Genomic DNA, 18,704 nt, shown 5'->3' on the forward strand with positions numbered 1-18,704 from the left:
GTTTGGTCAGCCGTGAGTGGTCACGCACGGCCGCGCGGCGAACGCCCCTTATCCTAAAGTTACCAATGTGCCATCCTTAACTTTCCCGGCTTGAAAGTTTCCGTGACGTTGATCGATCTAAGTCATTCTTAAGGTAGAGATATTTGCAAATTCCGAGCAAATCCCATGATATTGTCCTCCAGCCGTCGATCTGAAGTGCCAAGATGCATGGCCATCGTGTAGTGGTTATGGCCAGACAGCATCATGCTGCATGGAAGAGTGCCGTGACGAGCAAGACGTTGCTGCAATAGTCCCAAATATTCTGCCTGAAAACGCGGAGGATCATGCTGCGTACAGGCAATCATCATGGGCAGGTTGGTGGATGCCAGCGCCTCAAGGGGTGATTTGGCGCTATAGGTTTTGGCGGCGCCGTAATATTGCTCATCTTTGGGTTCCAGCGGCGTGATGCCATATAGCCCTGACAACAGAACTGTCGCGCGCACCAGATTCGTGTGATCCGGCCGCAAACGCAAAAAGCCGCCGACATGCGCTGCGCCAGCCGACGTGCCTATGATCAGGATCTTATCCGGATCGCCACCATAATTGGCGACATGCGCGCGAAGAAAGTCCACTGCCATGCCAACGTCTTCAGCGCCCGCAGGCCACTGGTGATAGGGGGCAAGGCGATAGTTCATCACCGCGCCCATCCTGCCCACGCTGCCATTGTGCCAAAGCTTGGGATCGGACGGGTTGCCCTTGTCGCCTAGCACAAACGCCCCGCCGTGAACGAAGAGGAGTACAGGTTTGAGCGCGCCACCGACCTCTCCATAAAGGTCAAGCCGGTGACGTTCGTGCGGACCATAGGCCAGATCACAGGCTGCGGCCGGAACCGATGAGGACAGGGCTTCCTGTTCCGCACTGAACATGGCGCGGCAGGTTTCGAGCACATCCAGCCCAAGAACCTGACCGATCCTGGCCATCGCCTGATAGAGGTGAGGCGGCTGCTCCATCTCAGTCTTTGAGCCGGAACGTGTCATGACAGCCTTTGCAGGTGCCGCCCAATGCGCCCATTGCTTTGGCCATGGCCGTCGTATCCTGGTCATCGGCCGCGATCTTGAAAGTTTTGGCCGCGTTGGAGAAATTTCCGGCGGCCTTGGCAAAGCTGGCCTTGTCTGACCAGATGTCCGCCTTGGCGGCCGTCTTGATGGAGCCGCCCGTTACCGTGCCGACCGGAAACCACTTTTCGATCTGCCCCGCATTGCCTGCCACAAGGGCCGCGCTGGCTTTGATAATGGCAGGGTTGGGGGTGCCGGTCTTGATGCTGTCTCCGGCCTCCTTCATGGCCTTACCCATGGCTTTGAAGTTTTTTTGCCTTGCTTCGATGACCTGTTGCGGGCTGGCGGCCGAAACGGTTACGGCAATGCTCAATGCAATTGCCCCAAGAGCAAGCGTCACTTTTTTCATAAGGGTTTCCTTGAACAGCAATTTGTTGGGAGCGGCCTCAACCGGCCCGGACGTAAGAGGTTTTGACGGTTGTAAAAAACTCGGCGGCGTAGCGGCCCTGTTCACGCGGACCGAAGCTTGATTTTTTACGGCCGCCAAAGGGTACGTGATAATCAACCCCGGCAGTCGGCAGATTGACCATCACCATACCGACATCGGCATGGCGTTTGAAATGCGCGGCATGTTTGAGCGATTGCGTGCAAATCCCTGCGCACAGCCCTACTTCGACATCGTTACAAACGCTGAGCGCCTCTTCGTAATCCCTGACGCGGATGACCGATGCCACCGGACCAAAGACCTCTTCCTGATTGATCCGCATCGAGGAAACGGTTTCGATAAATAGCGTCGGGGCGAGATAGAACCCGTTCTGCTCTCGCGTGACGCGCTCGCCTCCGGCCATCAGTCGGCCCCCTTGCTTAAGGGCTATATCGATATAGCCCAGATCGACATCGAGTTGCCTTTGATCCGCCACGGGGCCGATCCCTGTCGCCGGGTGACGAGCATCGCCAACGACCAGAGCTTTCATGGCCTCGCTCAGCCGGGCAACAAAGCGGTCATGGATGCCCTCTTGCACGATCAGGCGGGAAGAGGCGGTGCATCTTTGGCCGGTGGAAAAGAAGGAGCCGTCGAGCGCAACCTTGACCGCCAGATCGAGATCGGCATCGTCAAGCACGACCAGCCCGTTTTTCCCGCCCATTTCGAGCTGAACCTTGATGCCGCGTTCGCTTGCCCGGCGCAGGATTGCATTGCCGACCCCGACAGACCCGGTAAAACTGACCGCCTGAATGCCTGGGCCCAGCAATGCATCGCCCAATTCGGCGCCTTTGCCGATCACCAGACTAAAGGCGCCCGCCGGTACGCCCGCACGCCGGATGATATCGGCCAGTTCCCATGCGCAGCCGGGCGCCAGTTCGGCCGGTTTGAAGACCACGCAATTGCCATAAGCCAGTGCGGGCGCGATCTTCCAGGCCGGGATCGCCATCGGGAAATTCCAAGGTGTGATAAGAGCTACAACACCAAGCGGTTCGCGGGTGATTTCGATCTGAACGCCGGGCCGGACCGAAGCGAGCAGTTCGCCGCTTTGCCGGAGGCACTCTCCGGCGAAGAAGCGAAAAATATTGCCTGCTCGGGTCACTTCGTTAAGCGCCTCGCGCAAGATCTTGCCTTCCTCACGCGACAAAAGCTCGGCCAGTTCCTCGCGTCGAGCAAGGATTTCAGAGGCGATCCTGTCCAGAATTTCGGAGCGCGACTGTGGGTCGAGGGCTGACCATGCCGGAAAGGCGGACTGGGCTGCGGCGATCGCCTGCGCAACATCGGCCGGTGAAGCATGAGCATAGTGGGCAATGATGTCGGTGGTATCCGACGGGTTAATGTTGGGCAGGGCGGTGCCGGGCTGCCATTCGCCGCCGATCAGATTGTGTTTCAAGGGACGTTCTCGCTGTCCGAAATCAGGAAAATCGCTGGCGCAATGCGTCCACCGCCCGCGAAAGCAGGATGGCGTCGGCCCCCACGGCGACAAAGGCAAAGCCTCTCTGGATGCATTCTTGCGCCAGTGTTTCATCCAGCACGAAAATTCCGGCGGGTTTGCCTGCTGCCTTGGCCCTATCAAGGCAATGCCAGATTCGGTCCCATATGGCGGGATGATTGGCTTGCCCCGGCATGCCCATCGTGGCGGCAAGGTCTGCCGGTCCCATCAGCAGCGCATCGATGCCCGGCGTTGCGGCAATGGTGTCGATGTTTTCCACCCCGGTGGCAGATTCGATCTGCGCAATGAGGCAGATTTCGTCGCGGGCCCGTGCAATATAATCGGGCATCCTTGACCATCGCGCCGCCCGCGTCATCGTGGCGATCCCGCGTATGCCATCGGGCGGATAGGCCGCGGCGGCGGCCAGCGCTTTGGCCTGATCTGCGCTTTCCACCATTGGGATCATCAGCGATTGGGCGCCAATATCGAGATAGCGCTTGATAAGGGCCGGATCGCCATCAGGCAGGCGAACCACGGCTTGTGCTTTATAGGCAGCTATGGCCTGCAACTGGGGCAGGACGGAATGAACGTCATTGACGCCATGTTCGGCATCGATCAGCAGCCAGTCGAAATCTCCCGCGGCGCATAATTCCGTGGAGATACTGCTGCCTAGCGCAGACCATAGGCCAATCTGGCATTTTGGGCCCAAAAGCTTTTGCTTGAAAATGTTATGCGGGATGGAAAGGGGCATCACGATCTCCGGTGCCTGCGGCAAAGCGCGCAGAGCCTTGGTTGACCGAAGGGTCAATTGATATGATTATTTTTATAATATGTTATATTGATTTATATTTGTCAATATCCGTTGGTGCGCCAAAGATGAGCACTGGCGGGCCCCTCATGGGGGCTTCTGCCCGATCTGGCCATGGCTGGAGACTATTAAGGAGGGGGTGGTGCCTAGATGATCCCTTTATAATCCGGCTATTTTTGCTCACGACGTGATCTTGGCTACAGGAACGGAATTTCTCATGACCCCAGCCTATATAATGATGGGCGGAGACGAGGGGTGGATGGGAAATATAACCAATATCTGCTATAAATCAGTTTATATGGCCAATCTAACGCTGCATCCGATGTGCGGATCTGTGTGATGGAATGTGGTGGCCAATCGTAATGAGTGCTACGCCGCTTCCGGCCATGGCCAAGGCGAGCAAGGTGAAAAAGCCCACTGTGTTGCCGCTCGATAAAAGGTAAACGCCCGCCAGCGAACTGGCCATGGCGCCTACCCGTCCAAAGCCCAGTGCCGCGCCGACGCCGGTTGTGCGCATGCGGGAGGGGTAAACGTGTGATGCCAGTGCGAACATCGTGGTCTGAACCCCATTAACGGTAAAGCCCAGTGCGGTAAGGATTGTCAGCAGGCCGGTTCTGGACAGATTTTCCGTTCCGGCGATCAGCGTCATGGCGGCGATTGCGGCGCCAATTGCGGCAAGGCTGGTCATGGTAACGCGTGAGCCGAGGCGGCCGATGAACAGGGCTGCGAGCAGGGCGCCCGCCACCCCGCCAAAGTTGAAGCTGGCCAGACCAAGGCTGGCCGTCTTCTGATCAAAACCCGCGCTGGCAAGGGTCGCGGGCAGCCAGCTGAATGTTGTGTAGACGGCAATCAGGCAAAGGAAGAAGGCCGCCCACAGTCCGATGGTGTCGCGCAGGAATTCGGGCGCGAACAATTGGCCGATGTTTGCGCCTTTCTCTCTGGTGGTGGGCAGGCTTTCTGACCCGGCTTTGGGCCTTGCGGCGGCGGCTTTCAGGAAGCTGGGCGATTCCGGCAGCCAGACAAAAAGCGCAAAGGCAAGGGCGCAGGGAATGGCGCCTGCGACAAGGAACATCGCGCGCCAGCCATGCGTGGGCAAAATGTCCGCAGCGACCATGCCGCCCAGAACTCCGCCCAGTGGAACACATACGATCGTGGCGGTAACGGCAAATGGTCTTGCCCGGGTCGGACTGAATTCGGCGGCCAGAGCTGTTGCATTGGGCATAGCTCCGCCCAGACCCAGGCCTGTCAGAAACCGGATCAGGGTAAGGGATTCGATATTGGCGGCCAGTGCTGTTGTCAGCGTGAAGAGGCCGAACAGGGCGACGCTGGCAATCATCATCATGCGCCGCCCAAAGCGATCGCCTAGCAGCCCTGCAATCGCGGTGCCTGCTGTCATTCCTGCCAAACTCATAAAGGAGGCCGGGGCCAGCGCAGAAGGGGCGATATTCCATTCGCGGGCTATGCCGGCCACCGCAAGGCCAAGTGCCTGATTGTCAAAGCCATCAAAAATGATCGCCAGCGCTGAAAGGGTGACTCCCAGCACTCGCACGCTGTTCCAATTGTCAGATGTCTGATCCGGCTGGATCGCTCCTTGTGTCTCACGCTCGACCGGCACGGCTCTACCCTTGTTTGTTATGTTTCATGGCATGGGGCGGTGGCTCTGCTTTCGCGTCCGGGCCTCCTTGTCTGCGGCAACTGGATGGCTTGGTGGAGGTCAATCGTCAATGAAAATTGCAAAGTTAAAGGGATGGATGCGGCGCCGCAATCTGGCAAGGCTTCGAATTTATTGAGATAATATATTGATATTAAATAGATAAATTCGAAAAAATCTGAGATTTTTTGCCCATTGCCAAAAGAGTTAAAAATCCATATAAACTTCACAATAATGCTTTATAGCAAAAAAAATAGCACAATGGAGAGGTGCATGACAATCAAACTGACCTGGCAGGTTTCGGCTCTGGCGTTGCTCGCGCTGGGTGGTGCGGCAATCGCGCAGGGCAACGGGGCGGCCCGCGCCACGCCCAAACAGGCGCAGGCCCATATCGACCGCGCAATGACGCTGGCGGGCAAAACCTATATGCACACGACGGCCGGCCTGCAGTGCGGCCTTTCCGGCCCGGCGATGTCACGCTTTGCCAATGCCGCCGTGCCGGAGCCGACCGAACTGTTTGACAATTTCTATTATGTCGGGGTCAGCAGCGTCGGCGCCTATGCGATTAAGACGCGCGACGGCATCATCCTGATCGACGCGCTCAACACCAGCGAGGATGGCGTGAATGTCATCGAGGCGGGCCTGAAGAAATTCGGGCTCAACCCCGCCGATGTGAAATATATCGTCGTCACCCATGGCCATGGTGACCATTTCGGGGCTGCCGGCTATTTCGCCCTAAAATATGGCACGCATGTGATGATGAGCGCGGCGGACTGGGATCTGGTGGCCAAGCCGCCCATGCGACCGGCAGGCGCGCCGCCCGCGCGTTTCAGCCCGCCGCCCGCCCGCGATCTGGATGCGCGCGATGGCATGGTCCTGTCGCTGGGCGGTCAGGACATCCGCATCGTTGAAACCCCCGGCCATACGCCAGGCACGATTTCGCTGCTGGTGCCGGTCACCGTCCATGGGCAACAGCATCTGCTGGCCATGTGGGGCGGCACGGGCGTGCCGCGCGATGCAGATATGCGGGCGAAATATATCGCTTCCTCGGAACGTTTCGCGGCCATTTCGGAAAAGGCAGGCGCCGATGTCGAACTGAGCAATCATCCGTTTGTCGATGACAGCCTGACGCGTATGGATGATCTGCGGACCCATCCGCGCGGCGCCAATCCCTTTGTGATCGGGCGAGGCGCCTATGCCAAATATGCCGGGATCATCACCGAATGCGCCAAGGCGGTGGCTGAGGGTGGACCGACGGCGAACTGATCCGTCCGTTTCAAAATATCATTACCGAACAAATAAATATCCCGAGAACAAGGGAGGGGAGACTATGCGCGTTTTCTTGAGGAAATCTCTGTTGCTGGCCGGTGCCGCCATGGTTGGGGGCGCCCCGGCGCTGGCCGCAGAACCGGCGGGACCTGCTGAAAACGGGGCGGTGGAGGCCGCCATCGTCGTCACCGGTTCACGCATTGCCAAGGCTGGCTTCGAGGCGCCCACGCCCACCACGGTGGTGGACGCAACGGCGCTGAACGCCGCGCCCCAACCGACCGTGGCGCAATATCTCAACCAATTGCCCGCCCTTTCGGGTTCGACCTCGCCGCGCACGGCGGGCAATGGCGTGGGCGGCGGCACGCAGGGCACGAATTCGCTCAATCTGCGCGGGCTGGGGCTCAGCCGGACGCTGGTGCTGCTCGACAACCGCCGCGTGGTGGGCAGCGCGACAACCGGCGCGGTCGACCTCAACCTCCTGCCCACCACGCTGCTTCAGCGTGTCGATGTGGTGACGGGCGGCGCTTCGGCGGCATGGGGTTCCGATGCTGTCGCGGGCGTGGTCAACCTTGTTCTCGACAAGCGTTTTTCCGGGCTGAAAGGCAATATTCAAAAGGGCATATCGACTTATGGCGATGGCGGCGAATTGCGCGCCGAACTGGCCGGTGGCCATGCCTTTGCCGAAGGGCGGGGCCATATTCTGGCCAGCGTGTCCTACAGCAGTTCGGACAGCATCGACCGCGTGGATTCGCGCCCCTGGTATGTCGGCACCAAGCTGATCAGCAACCCGGCCTATGCGGCGGGCAATGGCCAGCCCAAGCTGTTGGTGGCCGATCATGTCAATTCGCCCACCGGCACCTATGGCGGCCTGATCACCACCGGCCCGCTGGCCGGCACCCAGTTCCTGCCCGGCAGTGTGCCCGCGCCCTTTAATTTCGGCACGGTCGGTGTGCCAGTAAGCGGCCTTGGGACGCCGGGGCTTTCCACCACGGCCTATTCCGGCACCCAGCACAGCATCAACGGCACGCCCAACGATCTGGGCGCAGCCAACCAGATCTCGGCCTCGACCAAGGTGTTCAGCACCTTCCTGCGCGGATCGTTTGACGTCACCGACACTATCAACCTGTTCGGCGAGTTCATTTACGGCAAGTCGATCGCGGATTCGCTCTCGGTGCCCTATTTCACCATGGTGCCCAACGGCAGTCCGCTGACCATTTCGCGCAGCAATGCCTATCTGCCCTCCGCAACGGCGGCGGCGATGGACAGCGCGGGCGTCAGTTCGATCACGCTGGGCCGCCTCAATATGGACCTTGGCGAGGCCGCGCCGCATAATGAGCGTGAGCTTTACCGTTATCTGGTCGGGGCGGACATCAAGCTGGGCGGCAGCTGGAACGCGCATCTCTATTACGAGCATCAGTTGAGCCGGGTTCTGAACGAGGTGCGCAATGACCAGTTGCGTTCGGCCTTTGCGCTGGCGGTCGATGCGGTGCAGGTCACGCCCGCCAATGTCGGCTCATCGGGCCTTGCGCTGGGCAGCACTGTGTGCCGCTCCAGCCTGAGCGCGCCGACCAACGGATGCGTTCCCTTCAACGTGTTCGGACCGCAGAATGTGACGGCGGCCCAGCGCGCCTATCTGGTCGGCACTGCGCGTCAGCGTATCAGCCTGACCGAGGATGTCGCTTCGGCCTCGGTGGGCGGCGATCTGTTCAACTTGCCTGCGGGCGCGGTCACGCTGGCCGCAGGCGCCGAATATCGCCGCGAGAGCCATTCAGCCGACGCCGACGCCCAATCGCAGCGCAACACCACCGACACCGGCCCCGGCACGGGCAACTGGTGGGTGGGCAATTACAAGCCTTCCTCGGGCGGGTTCACCGTCAAGGAAGGTTTTGCCGAAGTGCTGGTGCCCTTGCTCAAGGATTCTCCGCTTGGCCGCAAGCTGGACTTTAACGGTGCGGTGCGCGTCACCAATTACAGCACCAGCGGCACCGTGACCACATGGAAGGCGGGTTTGACTTGGGACATCGCAGGCGGTCTCAAGTTGCGCGGGGTGCAATCGCGCGATATCCGCGCGCCCAACCTTGGCGACTATTATCTGGGCGGATCGGCCAGCAGCCAGACCGTGATTGACGGTCCCAATGGCAATGTTTCGGTGCTGCGCATCCAGTCGGGCAACACCAATCTGCTGCCTGAAGTGGCCTCCACCACGACGCTGGGCGCGGTCTATCAGCCGACCTTCCTGCGCGGTTTCAGTCTGGCGGTCGATTATTTCCGCATCAAGATCGACGGCGCCATCGCCACGCCTGCGCCGCAATATGTGGTCGACCGTTGCCGCGATGGTTCGATCCCGGCCATGTGCAGCCTTCTGGTGCGCAACAGCACCGGCACGCTGACCACGGTTCTGGTGCAGCCGCTGAACTATAAAACCGAGTTGATGTCGGGCGTCGATATCGAGGCCAGCTATCGTTTCCGTCTGGGCAAGGGCACCGTCTCGCTGCGTAGCCTCTGGACCTATACCGGTGAGCACAAGCTGATTGACAATGGCCTGACCGACAGCCTGCTCGGCGAAGTGGGGCAGGGCAATGGCCCGGTCAAGCTGCGCGGGTTCAATTCGGTCAGCTATGATTCGGAAAGCCTTGCGCTTTCGCTGCGTCATCGCTTTATCGGGCAGGGGGTGATCGACGCTGCCTACACCTCCGCCGACATTGACAATAACACCGTCTCCGCGATCAGTTATTTCGACATGTCGGCCACGGCCAAGGTCCGCAGCGGCGGCGTCAGCTTCGAAGTCTTCGCCTCGGTGGACAATATGTTCAACGCCGCCCCGCCCCGCGCGCCGGGCATTTTGGGTACCACCAACACCACCATCGGCACGGCGGCGGCCACCTATGACCTGATCGGCCGGTATTTCCGTGCCGGTGTCCGGTTCAAGATGTAATGTTGGCCGGTGGGTCGCTCTTTGGGCGGCCCACCCAAGCCTTTGGGGAAAGCCTGTGAACCCGTTAGTCCAATTTCTCGAACACCTGCCTCCCCATATCCCACATTCGGTCGATGAGTTTGACCGCAGGCGGCATTTGCGCGATTTCACCTTGCCTCGCGCGGTGGAGCATCTGCCGCTGCTGGTCGCCTATCCGCGCGATGCCGATCAGGTGGCGGCGGTGATGAAGACGGCCTCGGCATGCGGGATTCATGTCGTGCCGCAGGGCGGGCTGACCGGCATGGCGGGCGGTGCCCTGCCCAGCGCGGGCAGCATCGCGCTCTCGCTGGAAAAGATGCGGGGGATTGAGGAAGTCGACACTTTCGCCAATACGGTGACGGTGCTGGCGGGCACGCCTTTGCAGGCGGTCCAGCAGGCCGCGCAGGGTGCGGATCGTTTCTTCGGGGTGGATTTCGGTTCGCGCGGTTCATGCACCATTGGCGGCATGCTGGCCAACAATGCGGGGGGCAACCGCGTCCTGCGCTATGGCATGACCCGCGATCAGGTGCTGGGGCTGGAGGTGGTACTGGCCGATGGCACGATCATCAGCAACATGAACAAAATGATCAAGAACAACGCGGGCTATGACCTGCGCAACCTGTTTATCGGCAGCGAGGGGACACTGGGGATCATCACCCGCGCGGTCCTGCGCCTGTTTCCCGCGCCGCGCAGTTCCAATACGCTCCTGTGTGCGGTCGATGGGATTGATCAGGTCCACCGCCTGCTGGCGCTGGCGCGCGGCGCGCTGGGGGCCCAGCTTTCCGCCTTCGAGGTGATGTGGCAGGATTTCTACGCGATTACCCATGATGTGACCGGCCGCTCGCCGCTTTCGCCCGAGGCGGGCACGCATTTCATTCTGCTCGAAGCGCTTGGTTCGGATGAGCAGGCCGACGGGATGATCTTTGCCCGCTTTGCCGAGCAGGCCTTTGAACAGGGAATCCTGCAGGATGCGGTGCAGGCCCAGTCGCTGAGCGATGCGGAAAGTTTCTGGCGCATCCGCGATTCCAGCGGCGAACTCTCGCATCTCTGGGGTAAGGGGGCGGTGGTGAATTTCGATGTCAGCGTGCCGGTGGCCCGCGCCGAGGAATTCGTCACCCTGTGCCGAGAGGCGCTGGCGCGTGACATTCCGGGCGGGGAGGCGGTGTTTTTCGGCCATCTGGCCGACAGCAACATGCATCTGGCCGTGCCGGACCCCAGCGGGCAACAGCGCGAGGCGATCTGCCGCACCGTCTATGCCACCGTGCGGGCGATGGCGGGGTCAGTTTCGGCCGAACACGGGATCGGCCTCGATAAGCGGCAATATCTGCATTATTCGCGCAGCGAGGCGGAAATCGCCCTGATGTGGCGGCTCAAGCAGATGCTGGACCCGCAGGGGCTGCTCAATCCGGGGAAGGTATTACCGGAAAGTCTCGCTTGATTATCCACTTTTTCTTTATAAAAGGATGGTGTGACTAAACAACGCATCAGCAATCGACAGGTCGAAGCCTTCATTCGCGTGGCCGAATGCAGCAGCTTCACGGGCGCGGCCCAGCGCATGCAACTCACCAATTCGGCGATCAGCAGCCTGATTTCCGAATTGGAAAGCGCTATCGGCCTGCGCTTGTTCGAGCGCAGCACGAGGCGCGTGGTGCTCAACGAGCATGGGCGCCAGTTCATGCCCTCCGCGCTCAGCTTTATCCGCACGCTCAAGGCGGTCGAGCGCATGGCCGAAACGCTGGGCGATCAGGCGGGCGACACGATTCGCATTGCCGCGCCGATGGTGGTGGCGGCTGCCATCCTGCCCCCGCTGATCGCCGAATTCGAGGCCGCGCATCCCGATTGCGAGGTGCATATTCTCGACACCGGGGTTGAATGGCTGTCCGAACGGGTGGCTACGGGCGAGGCGGATCTGGCCGTGGGGCCCGACCGTGTGACTGAGGAAACGGTGCAGTCCGAGAGTCTGTTGCCCAGCAAATGGGTGGTGTGGCTCTCGCCCGAACATCCGCTGGCCGCGCAATCGCATTTGCGCTGGCGCGATCTTAAGGGGGTGAAATTCCACACCGGTGGGCATGACCACGAACGGATCATCGAACAGGCCATGTCGGGTCTGGACGAGAGCGAGCGGGTGGTGCCGGGGCAGGTGTTTGACAATATCACCACGGCGCTGGGCCTTGCCGCCGCCGGGGTGGGGGTGGCGCTGTGCCCGGCCTATGTCGCGCCGCTGGCCAATGCTTTCCGGTTGGAGATGCGGCGACTGATTGATCCTGAATTCACGCGCTATGTCATGCTCTACAGTTCGGCGATCCGCCCCCAGTCGGAACGGATCGCCGAATTTTCCGCCTTGCTGCGCAGGCGTTTCAAAGAGCTAGGAGCTTCCCAGGATTCATGATCCCTTGCGGATCGAGCGCCTGTTTGATGCTGCGCATCAACTGGCGCTCGGCGGTGGGGCGATAGGCATCGGCTTCGTCGCGCCGCAGCACGCCCAGCCCGTGTTCGGCCGAAATCGTGCCGCCCGCCGCCATCACCAGATCGTGGACAATACGGTTGACCTCGGCCTGACGGGCCATGAAGCTTGCCTTGTCCTCGCCGGGGCCGGGGGAATAGTTGAAGTGCAGGCTGCCGTCGCCAAGGTGGCCGAAGAGCACCGGGCGAATGTCGGGATGGGATACGCGCACCGCTTCGACTGCTGCGGGCATGAAGGCGGCAATGGCCGAGATGGGCAGCGCGATGTCATGCTTGATGGTGGGCCCTTCCGCGCTTTGCGCCTCGGAAATGCCTTCGCGCAGGGCCCAGAGCACCTGTGTCTGCGCAAGGCTTTCGGCGATCACCGCGTCCAGCACAATTCCATCCTCAAAGGCCTGACCCAGCGCTTCCTCGATGGCGGCGCGGGCAGCCTCCTCGCTGGTGAAATCGGTGAATTCGATGAGGATGTACCACGGATAGCTCTCGCCAAACGGATCGCGCGCGTCATGACCATGGCGCAGCACCAGTTCCAGGCATTCGCGTGAGAGCAGTTCAAACGCCGTCAGCCGATCCGCATAACGCGCGCGCAGGACTTCGAGCAGGCCCATCGCCGCCCCGCAATCCGCGACGGCCACCAGCGAGGCAAGCCGTGCCGCCGGTTGCGGATAGAGTTTGAGCACCGCGCCGGTGATGATCCCCAGCGTCCCCTCCGACGCGATATAGAGATCGCGCAGGTCATAGCCCGAATTGTCCTTGCGCAGCCCCTTCAATCCGCTCCACACTTCGCCAGTGGGCGTGACAACCTCCAGCCCCAGACAGAGTTCGCGCGCATTGCCATAACGCAGCACCGCCGTTCCGCCCGCGTTGGTGGCCAGATTGCCGCCTATCGTGCAGGAACCCTCGGCGGCAAGGCTGAGCGGGAAATAGCGCCCGGCATCGCGCGCGGCCTCCTGCACGCTGGCAAGGATCACCCCGGCATCGACCGTCATCGTATTGTTGACGGGATCGATTGCGCGGATGCGGTTGAGCCGCGTCAGCGCGACTACAAGGTTCAGCCCCTCGGCGGGCGGGGTGGCCCCGCCCGACATGCCGGTATTGCCTCCCTGCGGCACCAGTCGAACGCCATTTTGCCCGCACCAGCGCACCAGCGTGCAGACCTGATCGACGGTTTCGGGCAGGGTGACCGCGATGGCCGCCCCGGTCCAAATCTTGCGCCAATCGGTCAGGTAGGGCGCCACATCATCGGCATCGACCAGCAATTTGCCGTCATAGGCCGCGCGCAGACTGTCCAGCATGGCCATCACTGCCCGTGCGATGCGGTTTGATAATTGGCCAGCAGATCGGGGCGGACCCGCTCGTCAAAGCCAAGCGCCACGCGGCGTACCTCGGGCGTATCAAGCGGGGGATGGCCGATATGCGCCGCACGCGGTTCGGGCGCGGACACCACATCGCAGCCAAGGCGGCCAAGATTGGTGATCTCCACCTCGATCCTGTCGCCCGGATCAAGCGAGCGCGAATGGGCGGGCGTGCCGGTCATGATGATGTCGCCGGGCATCAGCGTGATATAGCGGGCGATGTCGGCGATGATGAAATCGGCCTCCCAGATCAGTTCCTCGCCGATCTTCGCTTCCTGCACCAGCAGGCCGTTGCGGTAGGTGCGCAGGGTCTCCTTGCGCGGATCGACGCCGCGCACGATGCCCGGACCAATCGGGCAATAGCCGTCCATGCCCTTGACCCGCAGCATCGAGCCCTGGTCGGTATCGCGGAAATCCTGTGCGCCCATGTCGAGCAGCGGAGCGAAACCGGCGATGCAGTCCCACGCCTCCTCGGGCGTGACATTGCGCGTCACCTTGCCGATGATCGCGGCCACTTCGCCTTCGTAATTGAGATAGCGGGTGCCGTCATATTTGACGATCTTGCCGTTGTGACCATTCGTGGCGGTTGGAGGCTTGGTGAAATAGGTAGGATTGTCGGTCGGCTTTGGCTTGTTGCGCGTTTCCATCGAGCGCGAGACATAGGTGATATGCGCGCCGATGATCTTGGTCGGTTCGCAAGGAGGCAAGTGGATCATCCGCGCCGGATCGACCACGCGCCCATCGTCGAGCGCCAGCATCGCATCATCGCGCATCGTGCCCCAAACGGCGGTGCCTTCAACCATCACCCGGCGGCGTTCGATCCGCGGTCCTTCAAATACGCTCATTGTCTCAAACCTCGAACCAGATGTGGATATTGCCCGTGCCGCGGGCGTTTTCATATTCGCTGAGAGCGATGCCCGGCGCGCGGCAGTCCGCGCCGCCCATCGCCCCGACCATCTGCAGATAATGGCCGCCCAGACCTTCCCACGGGATCTTGCGATAGACGGTGGGGAAGCGCTCGACGATCACGTCATGGCGGCCCTGACGGAACAGTTCGATGACCTCGTGATCGCTGGCGATGTTTTCGGGGCTGGAAACATTGGCCGCATCGAAAATGCGCGGGCTTTTGCGTTCCCAGTCAATCTCGTTGAACTTGTGGCTGAGCGCGCCCGAGGCCAGCAGGACCACGCGCTTGCCGCTGCGGCGGATGGCCTCGCCCACCACCGCGCCCATTTCAAGGAAATGGTGCGACTGGCAATTCTGGCAATTGCTGGCCGTCAGATAGGGCACATCAAGGCCCAGCTTGGTCACCAGATTGAGTGTGGCATATTCATGCGTCAGATGCGGATCATCAATCGCCATGGCCAGCACGCCGCGTTCCTCGGCCACGCTCTGACACATTTTCGCCAGGTCCGGACAGCCGCGATAGTCGAATTCCAGCCCGTTGAGATACCACGGCATTTCCACCGAGGTATAGGTGCCCTTGTGATGGGCGCGGGCGTCCAGAAGGTGAAAGCCGGTGGTGAACCAGTGCGAGTCAAAGATCAGAATCGCATCGGGCGACACCGCATCGATCCGCGCGCGCAGACGCTTGAAACCCTCGATCAGGTCGGAATCGCGCCCCGCGCCATCCTCCAGCCGGAACTCGTCGGTCTGCATGAGGCCGGGATGGTGCGAGACAATCGCGCTCCCGACGATTTTTCCTTCGTTGCTCATCGGTGTGCAAAGCTCGCCTTGAAGGGGTGTTTGGGCGTGATGACGTCCTTGACGTCGCAGAAGAAGTCGAAGCTCCATTCGCCGCCTTCGCGGCCCACGCCCGATTGTCCGCGCCCGCCAAATGGTGCGGCCAGATCGCGGATGGTGAAGCTGTTGATCCAGATGAAGCCGGTGCGGACTTGATCGGCCACGGCCTGCGCATGGTCCTGTTCGCCATAGCAGATGCCGCCAAGACCATAGACCGTGCTGTTGGCCAGAGCGATGGCTTCCTCGTCGCTGGCAAAACTCTGCATCACCAGCACAGGGCCGAACACCTCCTGCTGGACGATTTCCGCATCATTGCTGACATCGCAAAACATGGTCGGCTGGAAATATTGCGGGCCGAAATCATGCCGCTCGCCGCCCCACAGGGTGGTGGCCCCGGCGGCCTTGGCGCGCTCGACAAAGCCTGCCACGCGTTCGACCTGTCGCGGATGGATGATCGGGCCGACCTCGGTGGCCGGATCGCGCGGATCGCCCACGACCAGATTGGCCACCACTGCGCGCATCTTTTCGACAAAGGCGTCGCGGATAGATTCGTGGACGAGGAAACGCGTGCCCGCCAGACAGACCTGTCCGGCATTGCGATACATCAGCGCGCCGGTGGCCGCCGCAGCATCAAGATCGGCGTCGGCCAGCACGATAAAGGGCGATTTTCCGCCCAGTTCCAGACTGCACGGCACCAGATTGGCCGCCGCCGCCGATGCCACCAGCTTGGCCGTGGGCACCGAGCCGGTAAAGGATATGCGCGCGAGGCGGGGGTCGGACACCAGTCTCGCGCCGGTGGTGGCGCCCATGCCCTGGACGACGTTAAACACGCCCGGCGGCAGCCCCGCCGCATCGGCCGCATCGGCCAGCAGGGAGGTGGTCAGCGGCGCCCATTCGGGCGGCTTGATGACCACCGTATTGCCCGATGCCAGCGCAGGACCGGCCTTCCACGTGGCCAGCATCAGCGGTGAATTCCATGGCGTGATGATCGCGCAGATACCTGCCGGATCATGGCGCACCTGATGAATGGCCTGCGCGGTTTCGATCACGCGGTCCTGAAGGGTCAGCGCCTCCTTGGCAAACCATGTGATGTTCAGCATCGCGCGCGGCACGATCCCGTGGCGCATCCGCGAGAGCAGCACGCCCGCATCATTGGCTTCGGCAAGGGCAAGAGCTTCCTCGCGCTTGCCGATCTCCTCGGCAAAGCGTTCGAGATAGGGCAGGCGCCCCGCCGCCCCCAGCGCCGCCCATCCGGGGAAGGCGGCCTGTGCCGCGCCGACTGCCGCATCGACATGTTCATCCAGCCCTGCCGAAATCTTGCCAAGCACCTTCTGGTCCACCGGGCAGAAGGTTTCGAAAGTCTCGGTGGAGGTGACCCGCCGCCCGTTGATGTAATGATCGGGCGAGATCGGATGCCCGTCGATATGGATCGTGTCTGCCATAGGTTGCAGCCTTGTCTTGAGTGTCTCAGATAAAGCGGGTGGTGATGATGCCCAGCGGGCCGTAATCGACCGCGAATGTATCGCCGCGCACCCCGCCGATGGGGGCCGTGAAGGAGCCGCAAAGGATGATCTGTCCCGGTTCGAGCGCGATATCATGCGGCGCCAGCTTGTTGGCCAGCCATGCGATGCCCGTGGCCGGATGGCCCAGCACAGCGGCCGCCACGCCCGATTCCTCGATGATGCCATTGCGTTCGATCCATGCGGCCACGCGGCGCAGGTCGATGGCATCGGGGGCAAAACGTGCCTCGCCCAGAATGATGCCAGCATTGGCGGCATTGTCGGCAATCGTGTCCAGCGCCTTGCGCGTGTTGCCGGTGGCGGCATCCACCCGGTCGATCCGCATGTCTATCAATTCCAGCGCCGGGCGCACATGATCGGTGGCGGCCAGCACATCCTCCAGCGTGACGCCCGGCCCGCGCAATTCATGCTTAAGGAAAAAGGCCAGTTCGACCTCGATGCGCGGCTCGACAAAGCGGTCGAGCGGGATATCCTCGCCGCTGTGAAACAGCATATCGTCCAGCAGGACCCCGTAATCGGGCTCGGTGATATTGGCGGCCTTTTGCATGGTCCGGCTGGTCAGGCCGATCTTGCGGCCGATGACCTTGCGGCCCTGCGCCAGCTTGATGTCTATCCACGCGCTCTGGATGGCATAGCCATCCTCCATCGTCATGTCGGGATGGGCCAGGCTGATCTGGCGGATCGGGGTGCGTTCGCGTTCGGCCTTATCCAGTCTGGCGGCATAATCGCGCCTTTGTTCGGTTGAAATGGGCATCCTTCTCACCCTTGCATGGCGGTCCGGCGCTTCCGGCCGGGTTCGGATTCATGGGATAATGGTAATGGGCGTTATTATCAACAAAAACTTTATAGTAGAGTTTATAATCCATTTCATCTATCGAGTTTGAAAGGCACGCGATGATGGGAAAGGCGGAAAGGGCAATCCATGCAGGTTGGTATAATCGGCGCCGGGGCGATCGGCGGATGGATCGCCGCGCGTCTGGCGCATGGTGGGCATGATGTGCGGATTTTGGCCCGCGCCGAGACGGGCAAAGCCTTGCGCTCCCATGGGCTGACGCTGGTTCAGGATGGGGAGCGCATGGTCGTTCATCCCCGGATTTGCGCCGATGCGCAGGAAGTGGGGCCGTGTGATCTGATCATCGTGGGCGTCAAATCCTTCGCTCTGGAATCGGTGGCTCCCGCCATCGCGGCGATGATGAAGCCCGAAACACTTGTTGTGCCCATGCTGAACGGTGTGCCCTGGTGGTTCATGGGGCGCGATGTCTCGCTGCGCTCGGTCGATCCCGACGGGATTTTGCAGAAATCCTTGCCCTATGAGCAGATTGTCGCCTGCGTCGTGCATGCCGCTGCCATGCGGACATTGCCCGCCGAAATCACTCTGTTTCGGGGGGACCGCCTGATTATGGGCGAGCCTGCCGGAGGCGCCAGCGCGCGTGTGGCCGCTCTGGTGGATCAGTTCCGTGCGGCGGGTCTGCCTGCGGAGCAGAGCCATGATGTCCGCGCGGATATCTGGTTCAAACTTTGGGGCAATATGACCATCAATCCGATCTCGGCGCTCACGCTGGCGACGGCAGACCGCATTCTGGATGATCCGTTGGTCCTCGGCCTGATCGCTTCGGTGATGGAGGAAGCGCGCGAAATCGGCCGACGCATCGGTTGCCCGATCGAGCAATCCACGGTGGAGCGCAATGCCGTAACACGAAAGCTGGGCGCATTCCGAACATCCATGCTGCAGGATGTGGACGCATCAAGGCCTATCGAACTCGATGCGCTGCTGGCGGCTCCAAGGGAAATCGCCGCGATGGTGGGTGTGGCGACGCCCTCGCTCGACATCCTGTTCGGCTTGACCAGACTGATGGGTATTTCGCGCGGCATCTATGGGTAGGAATTTGGAGTTTTGATTATGAAGTGTTTGGTACCGATCAAGCGCGTACTTGATTACAACGTGAAGCCTCGTGTGAAGGCGGACGGTTCGGGCGTTGACTTGTCGAATGTGAA

The 18,704-nt window shown here is 61.3% G+C and carries 15 protein-coding genes and 1 pseudogene; 6 read left to right on the top strand and 10 right to left on the bottom strand.

Annotated features, from left to right (window positions below; translation table 11 throughout):
- Nucleotides 1–128: 128 nt before the first annotated feature.
- From GGR38_RS23205 to GGR38_RS23225, 5 genes are all read right to left on the bottom strand, one after another.
- Nucleotides 129–1,016 (bottom strand): alpha/beta hydrolase, encoded by an 888-nt coding sequence (locus GGR38_RS23205; protein WP_246405235.1) that lies wholly within the window; start codon nucleotides 1,014–1,016, stop codon nucleotides 129–131.
- Nucleotides 991–1,443: a c-type cytochrome gene (locus tag GGR38_RS23210; RefSeq protein WP_183629295.1), complete on the bottom strand. Its 453-nt coding sequence runs from the start codon at nucleotides 1,441–1,443 to the stop codon at nucleotides 991–993. The genes GGR38_RS23205 and GGR38_RS23210 overlap by 26 nt, the downstream gene beginning before the upstream one ends.
- Nucleotides 1,444–1,480: 37 nt before the next feature.
- Nucleotides 1,481–2,908 (bottom strand): aldehyde dehydrogenase family protein, encoded by a 1,428-nt coding sequence (locus GGR38_RS23215; RefSeq protein WP_246405236.1) that lies wholly within the window; start codon nucleotides 2,906–2,908, stop codon nucleotides 1,481–1,483.
- Between the two features lie 22 nt (nucleotides 2,909–2,930).
- A complete protein-coding gene (locus tag GGR38_RS23220; RefSeq protein WP_183629300.1) occupies nucleotides 2,931–3,698 on the bottom strand; it encodes an HpcH/HpaI aldolase family protein in 768 nt (255 codons plus the stop codon).
- Between the two features lie 364 nt (nucleotides 3,699–4,062).
- The gene (locus tag GGR38_RS23225; protein ID WP_183629302.1) at nucleotides 4,063–5,370 is read right to left on the bottom strand and encodes an MFS transporter; all 1,308 of its coding nucleotides are present in this window, start codon (nucleotides 5,368–5,370) and stop codon (nucleotides 4,063–4,065) included.
- Between the two features lie 309 nt (nucleotides 5,371–5,679).
- Between GGR38_RS23225 and GGR38_RS23230 the strand changes: the two genes are divergently transcribed.
- From GGR38_RS23230 to GGR38_RS23245, 4 genes are all read left to right on the top strand, one after another.
- The gene (locus GGR38_RS23230; protein WP_183629304.1) at nucleotides 5,680–6,672 is read left to right on the top strand and encodes an MBL fold metallo-hydrolase; all 993 of its coding nucleotides are present in this window, start codon (nucleotides 5,680–5,682) and stop codon (nucleotides 6,670–6,672) included.
- 64 nt (nucleotides 6,673–6,736) lie between these two features.
- Entirely contained in the window at nucleotides 6,737–9,610 is a 2,874-nt protein-coding gene (locus GGR38_RS23235) for a TonB-dependent receptor plug domain-containing protein (RefSeq protein WP_183629306.1), read from the top strand.
- 55 nt (nucleotides 9,611–9,665) lie between these two features.
- Nucleotides 9,666–11,066 (top strand): FAD-linked oxidase C-terminal domain-containing protein, encoded by a 1,401-nt coding sequence (locus GGR38_RS23240; protein ID WP_183629308.1) that lies wholly within the window; start codon nucleotides 9,666–9,668, stop codon nucleotides 11,064–11,066.
- A 30-nt stretch (nucleotides 11,067–11,096) separates the two neighbouring features.
- On the top strand, nucleotides 11,097–12,017 hold the full coding sequence (locus tag GGR38_RS23245) for a LysR substrate-binding domain-containing protein (RefSeq protein WP_183629310.1): 921 nt from the start codon (nucleotides 11,097–11,099) through the stop codon (nucleotides 12,015–12,017).
- Here GGR38_RS23245 and GGR38_RS23250 read toward each other — a convergent pair.
- The 5 genes from GGR38_RS23250 to hpaH are packed head-to-tail and all read right to left on the bottom strand — an operon-like array spanning nucleotide 11,986 to nucleotide 17,463.
- Nucleotides 11,986–13,386: an FAD-binding oxidoreductase gene (locus tag GGR38_RS23250; protein ID WP_246405237.1), complete on the bottom strand. Its 1,401-nt coding sequence runs from the start codon at nucleotides 13,384–13,386 to the stop codon at nucleotides 11,986–11,988. The two genes, GGR38_RS23245 and GGR38_RS23250, sit on opposite strands and share 32 nt — an antisense overlap.
- A 5-nt stretch (nucleotides 13,387–13,391) precedes the next feature.
- The gene (locus GGR38_RS23255; RefSeq protein WP_183629315.1) at nucleotides 13,392–14,291 is read right to left on the bottom strand and encodes a fumarylacetoacetate hydrolase family protein; all 900 of its coding nucleotides are present in this window, start codon (nucleotides 14,289–14,291) and stop codon (nucleotides 13,392–13,394) included.
- 4 nt (nucleotides 14,292–14,295) lie between these two features.
- On the bottom strand, nucleotides 14,296–15,162 hold the full coding sequence (locus tag GGR38_RS23260) for a DODA-type extradiol aromatic ring-opening family dioxygenase (protein ID WP_183629316.1): 867 nt from the start codon (nucleotides 15,160–15,162) through the stop codon (nucleotides 14,296–14,298).
- Entirely contained in the window at nucleotides 15,159–16,631 is a 1,473-nt protein-coding gene (locus GGR38_RS23265; protein ID WP_183629319.1) for an aldehyde dehydrogenase family protein, read from the bottom strand. Before GGR38_RS23265 ends, GGR38_RS23260 begins: the two co-directional genes overlap by 4 nt.
- A 25-nt stretch (nucleotides 16,632–16,656) precedes the next feature.
- Complete coding sequence (hpaH, locus tag GGR38_RS23270) at nucleotides 16,657–17,463, bottom strand: 2-oxo-hept-4-ene-1,7-dioate hydratase (RefSeq protein ID WP_183629321.1); 807 nt, start codon at nucleotides 17,461–17,463, stop codon at nucleotides 16,657–16,659.
- 168 nt (nucleotides 17,464–17,631) lie between these two features.
- Here hpaH and GGR38_RS23275 point away from each other — a divergent pair, with 168 nt between their 5' ends.
- Entirely contained in the window at nucleotides 17,632–18,591 is a 960-nt protein-coding gene (locus tag GGR38_RS23275) for a ketopantoate reductase family protein (protein ID WP_183629323.1), read from the top strand.
- 18 nt (nucleotides 18,592–18,609) lie between these two features.
- Nucleotides 18,610–18,704 (top strand): annotated as a pseudogene (locus tag GGR38_RS24340) (electron transfer flavoprotein subunit beta/FixA family protein); the annotation flags it as partial.

Origin of the sequence: Novosphingobium sediminicola, assembly GCF_014196525.1 — a bacterium.
Classification (GTDB): Bacteria; Pseudomonadota; Alphaproteobacteria; order Sphingomonadales; family Sphingomonadaceae; genus Novosphingobium; species Novosphingobium sediminicola.

Coding starts and splice junctions, on each gene's coding strand:
- GGR38_RS23205 (WP_246405235.1), bottom strand. CDS start 1,016: ATGACACGTTCCGGCTCAAAGACTGAGATGGAGCAGCCGCCTCACCTC.
- GGR38_RS23210 (WP_183629295.1), bottom strand. CDS start 1,443: ATGAAAAAAGTGACGCTTGCTCTTGGGGCAATTGCATTGAGCATTGCC.
- GGR38_RS23220 (WP_183629300.1), bottom strand. CDS start 3,698: ATGCCCCTTTCCATCCCGCATAACATTTTCAAGCAAAAGCTTTTGGGC.
- GGR38_RS23230 (WP_183629304.1), top strand. CDS start 5,680: ATGACAATCAAACTGACCTGGCAGGTTTCGGCTCTGGCGTTGCTCGCG.
- GGR38_RS23235 (WP_183629306.1), top strand. CDS start 6,737: ATGCGCGTTTTCTTGAGGAAATCTCTGTTGCTGGCCGGTGCCGCCATG.
- GGR38_RS23250 (WP_246405237.1), bottom strand. CDS start 13,386: ATGCTGGACAGTCTGCGCGCGGCCTATGACGGCAAATTGCTGGTCGAT.
- GGR38_RS23255 (WP_183629315.1), bottom strand. CDS start 14,291: ATGAGCGTATTTGAAGGACCGCGGATCGAACGCCGCCGGGTGATGGTT.
- GGR38_RS23260 (WP_183629316.1), bottom strand. CDS start 15,162: ATGAGCAACGAAGGAAAAATCGTCGGGAGCGCGATTGTCTCGCACCAT.
- GGR38_RS23265 (WP_183629319.1), bottom strand. CDS start 16,631: ATGGCAGACACGATCCATATCGACGGGCATCCGATCTCGCCCGATCAT.
- hpaH (WP_183629321.1), bottom strand. CDS start 17,463: ATGCCCATTTCAACCGAACAAAGGCGCGATTATGCCGCCAGACTGGAT.
- GGR38_RS23275 (WP_183629323.1), top strand. CDS start 17,632: ATGCAGGTTGGTATAATCGGCGCCGGGGCGATCGGCGGATGGATCGCC.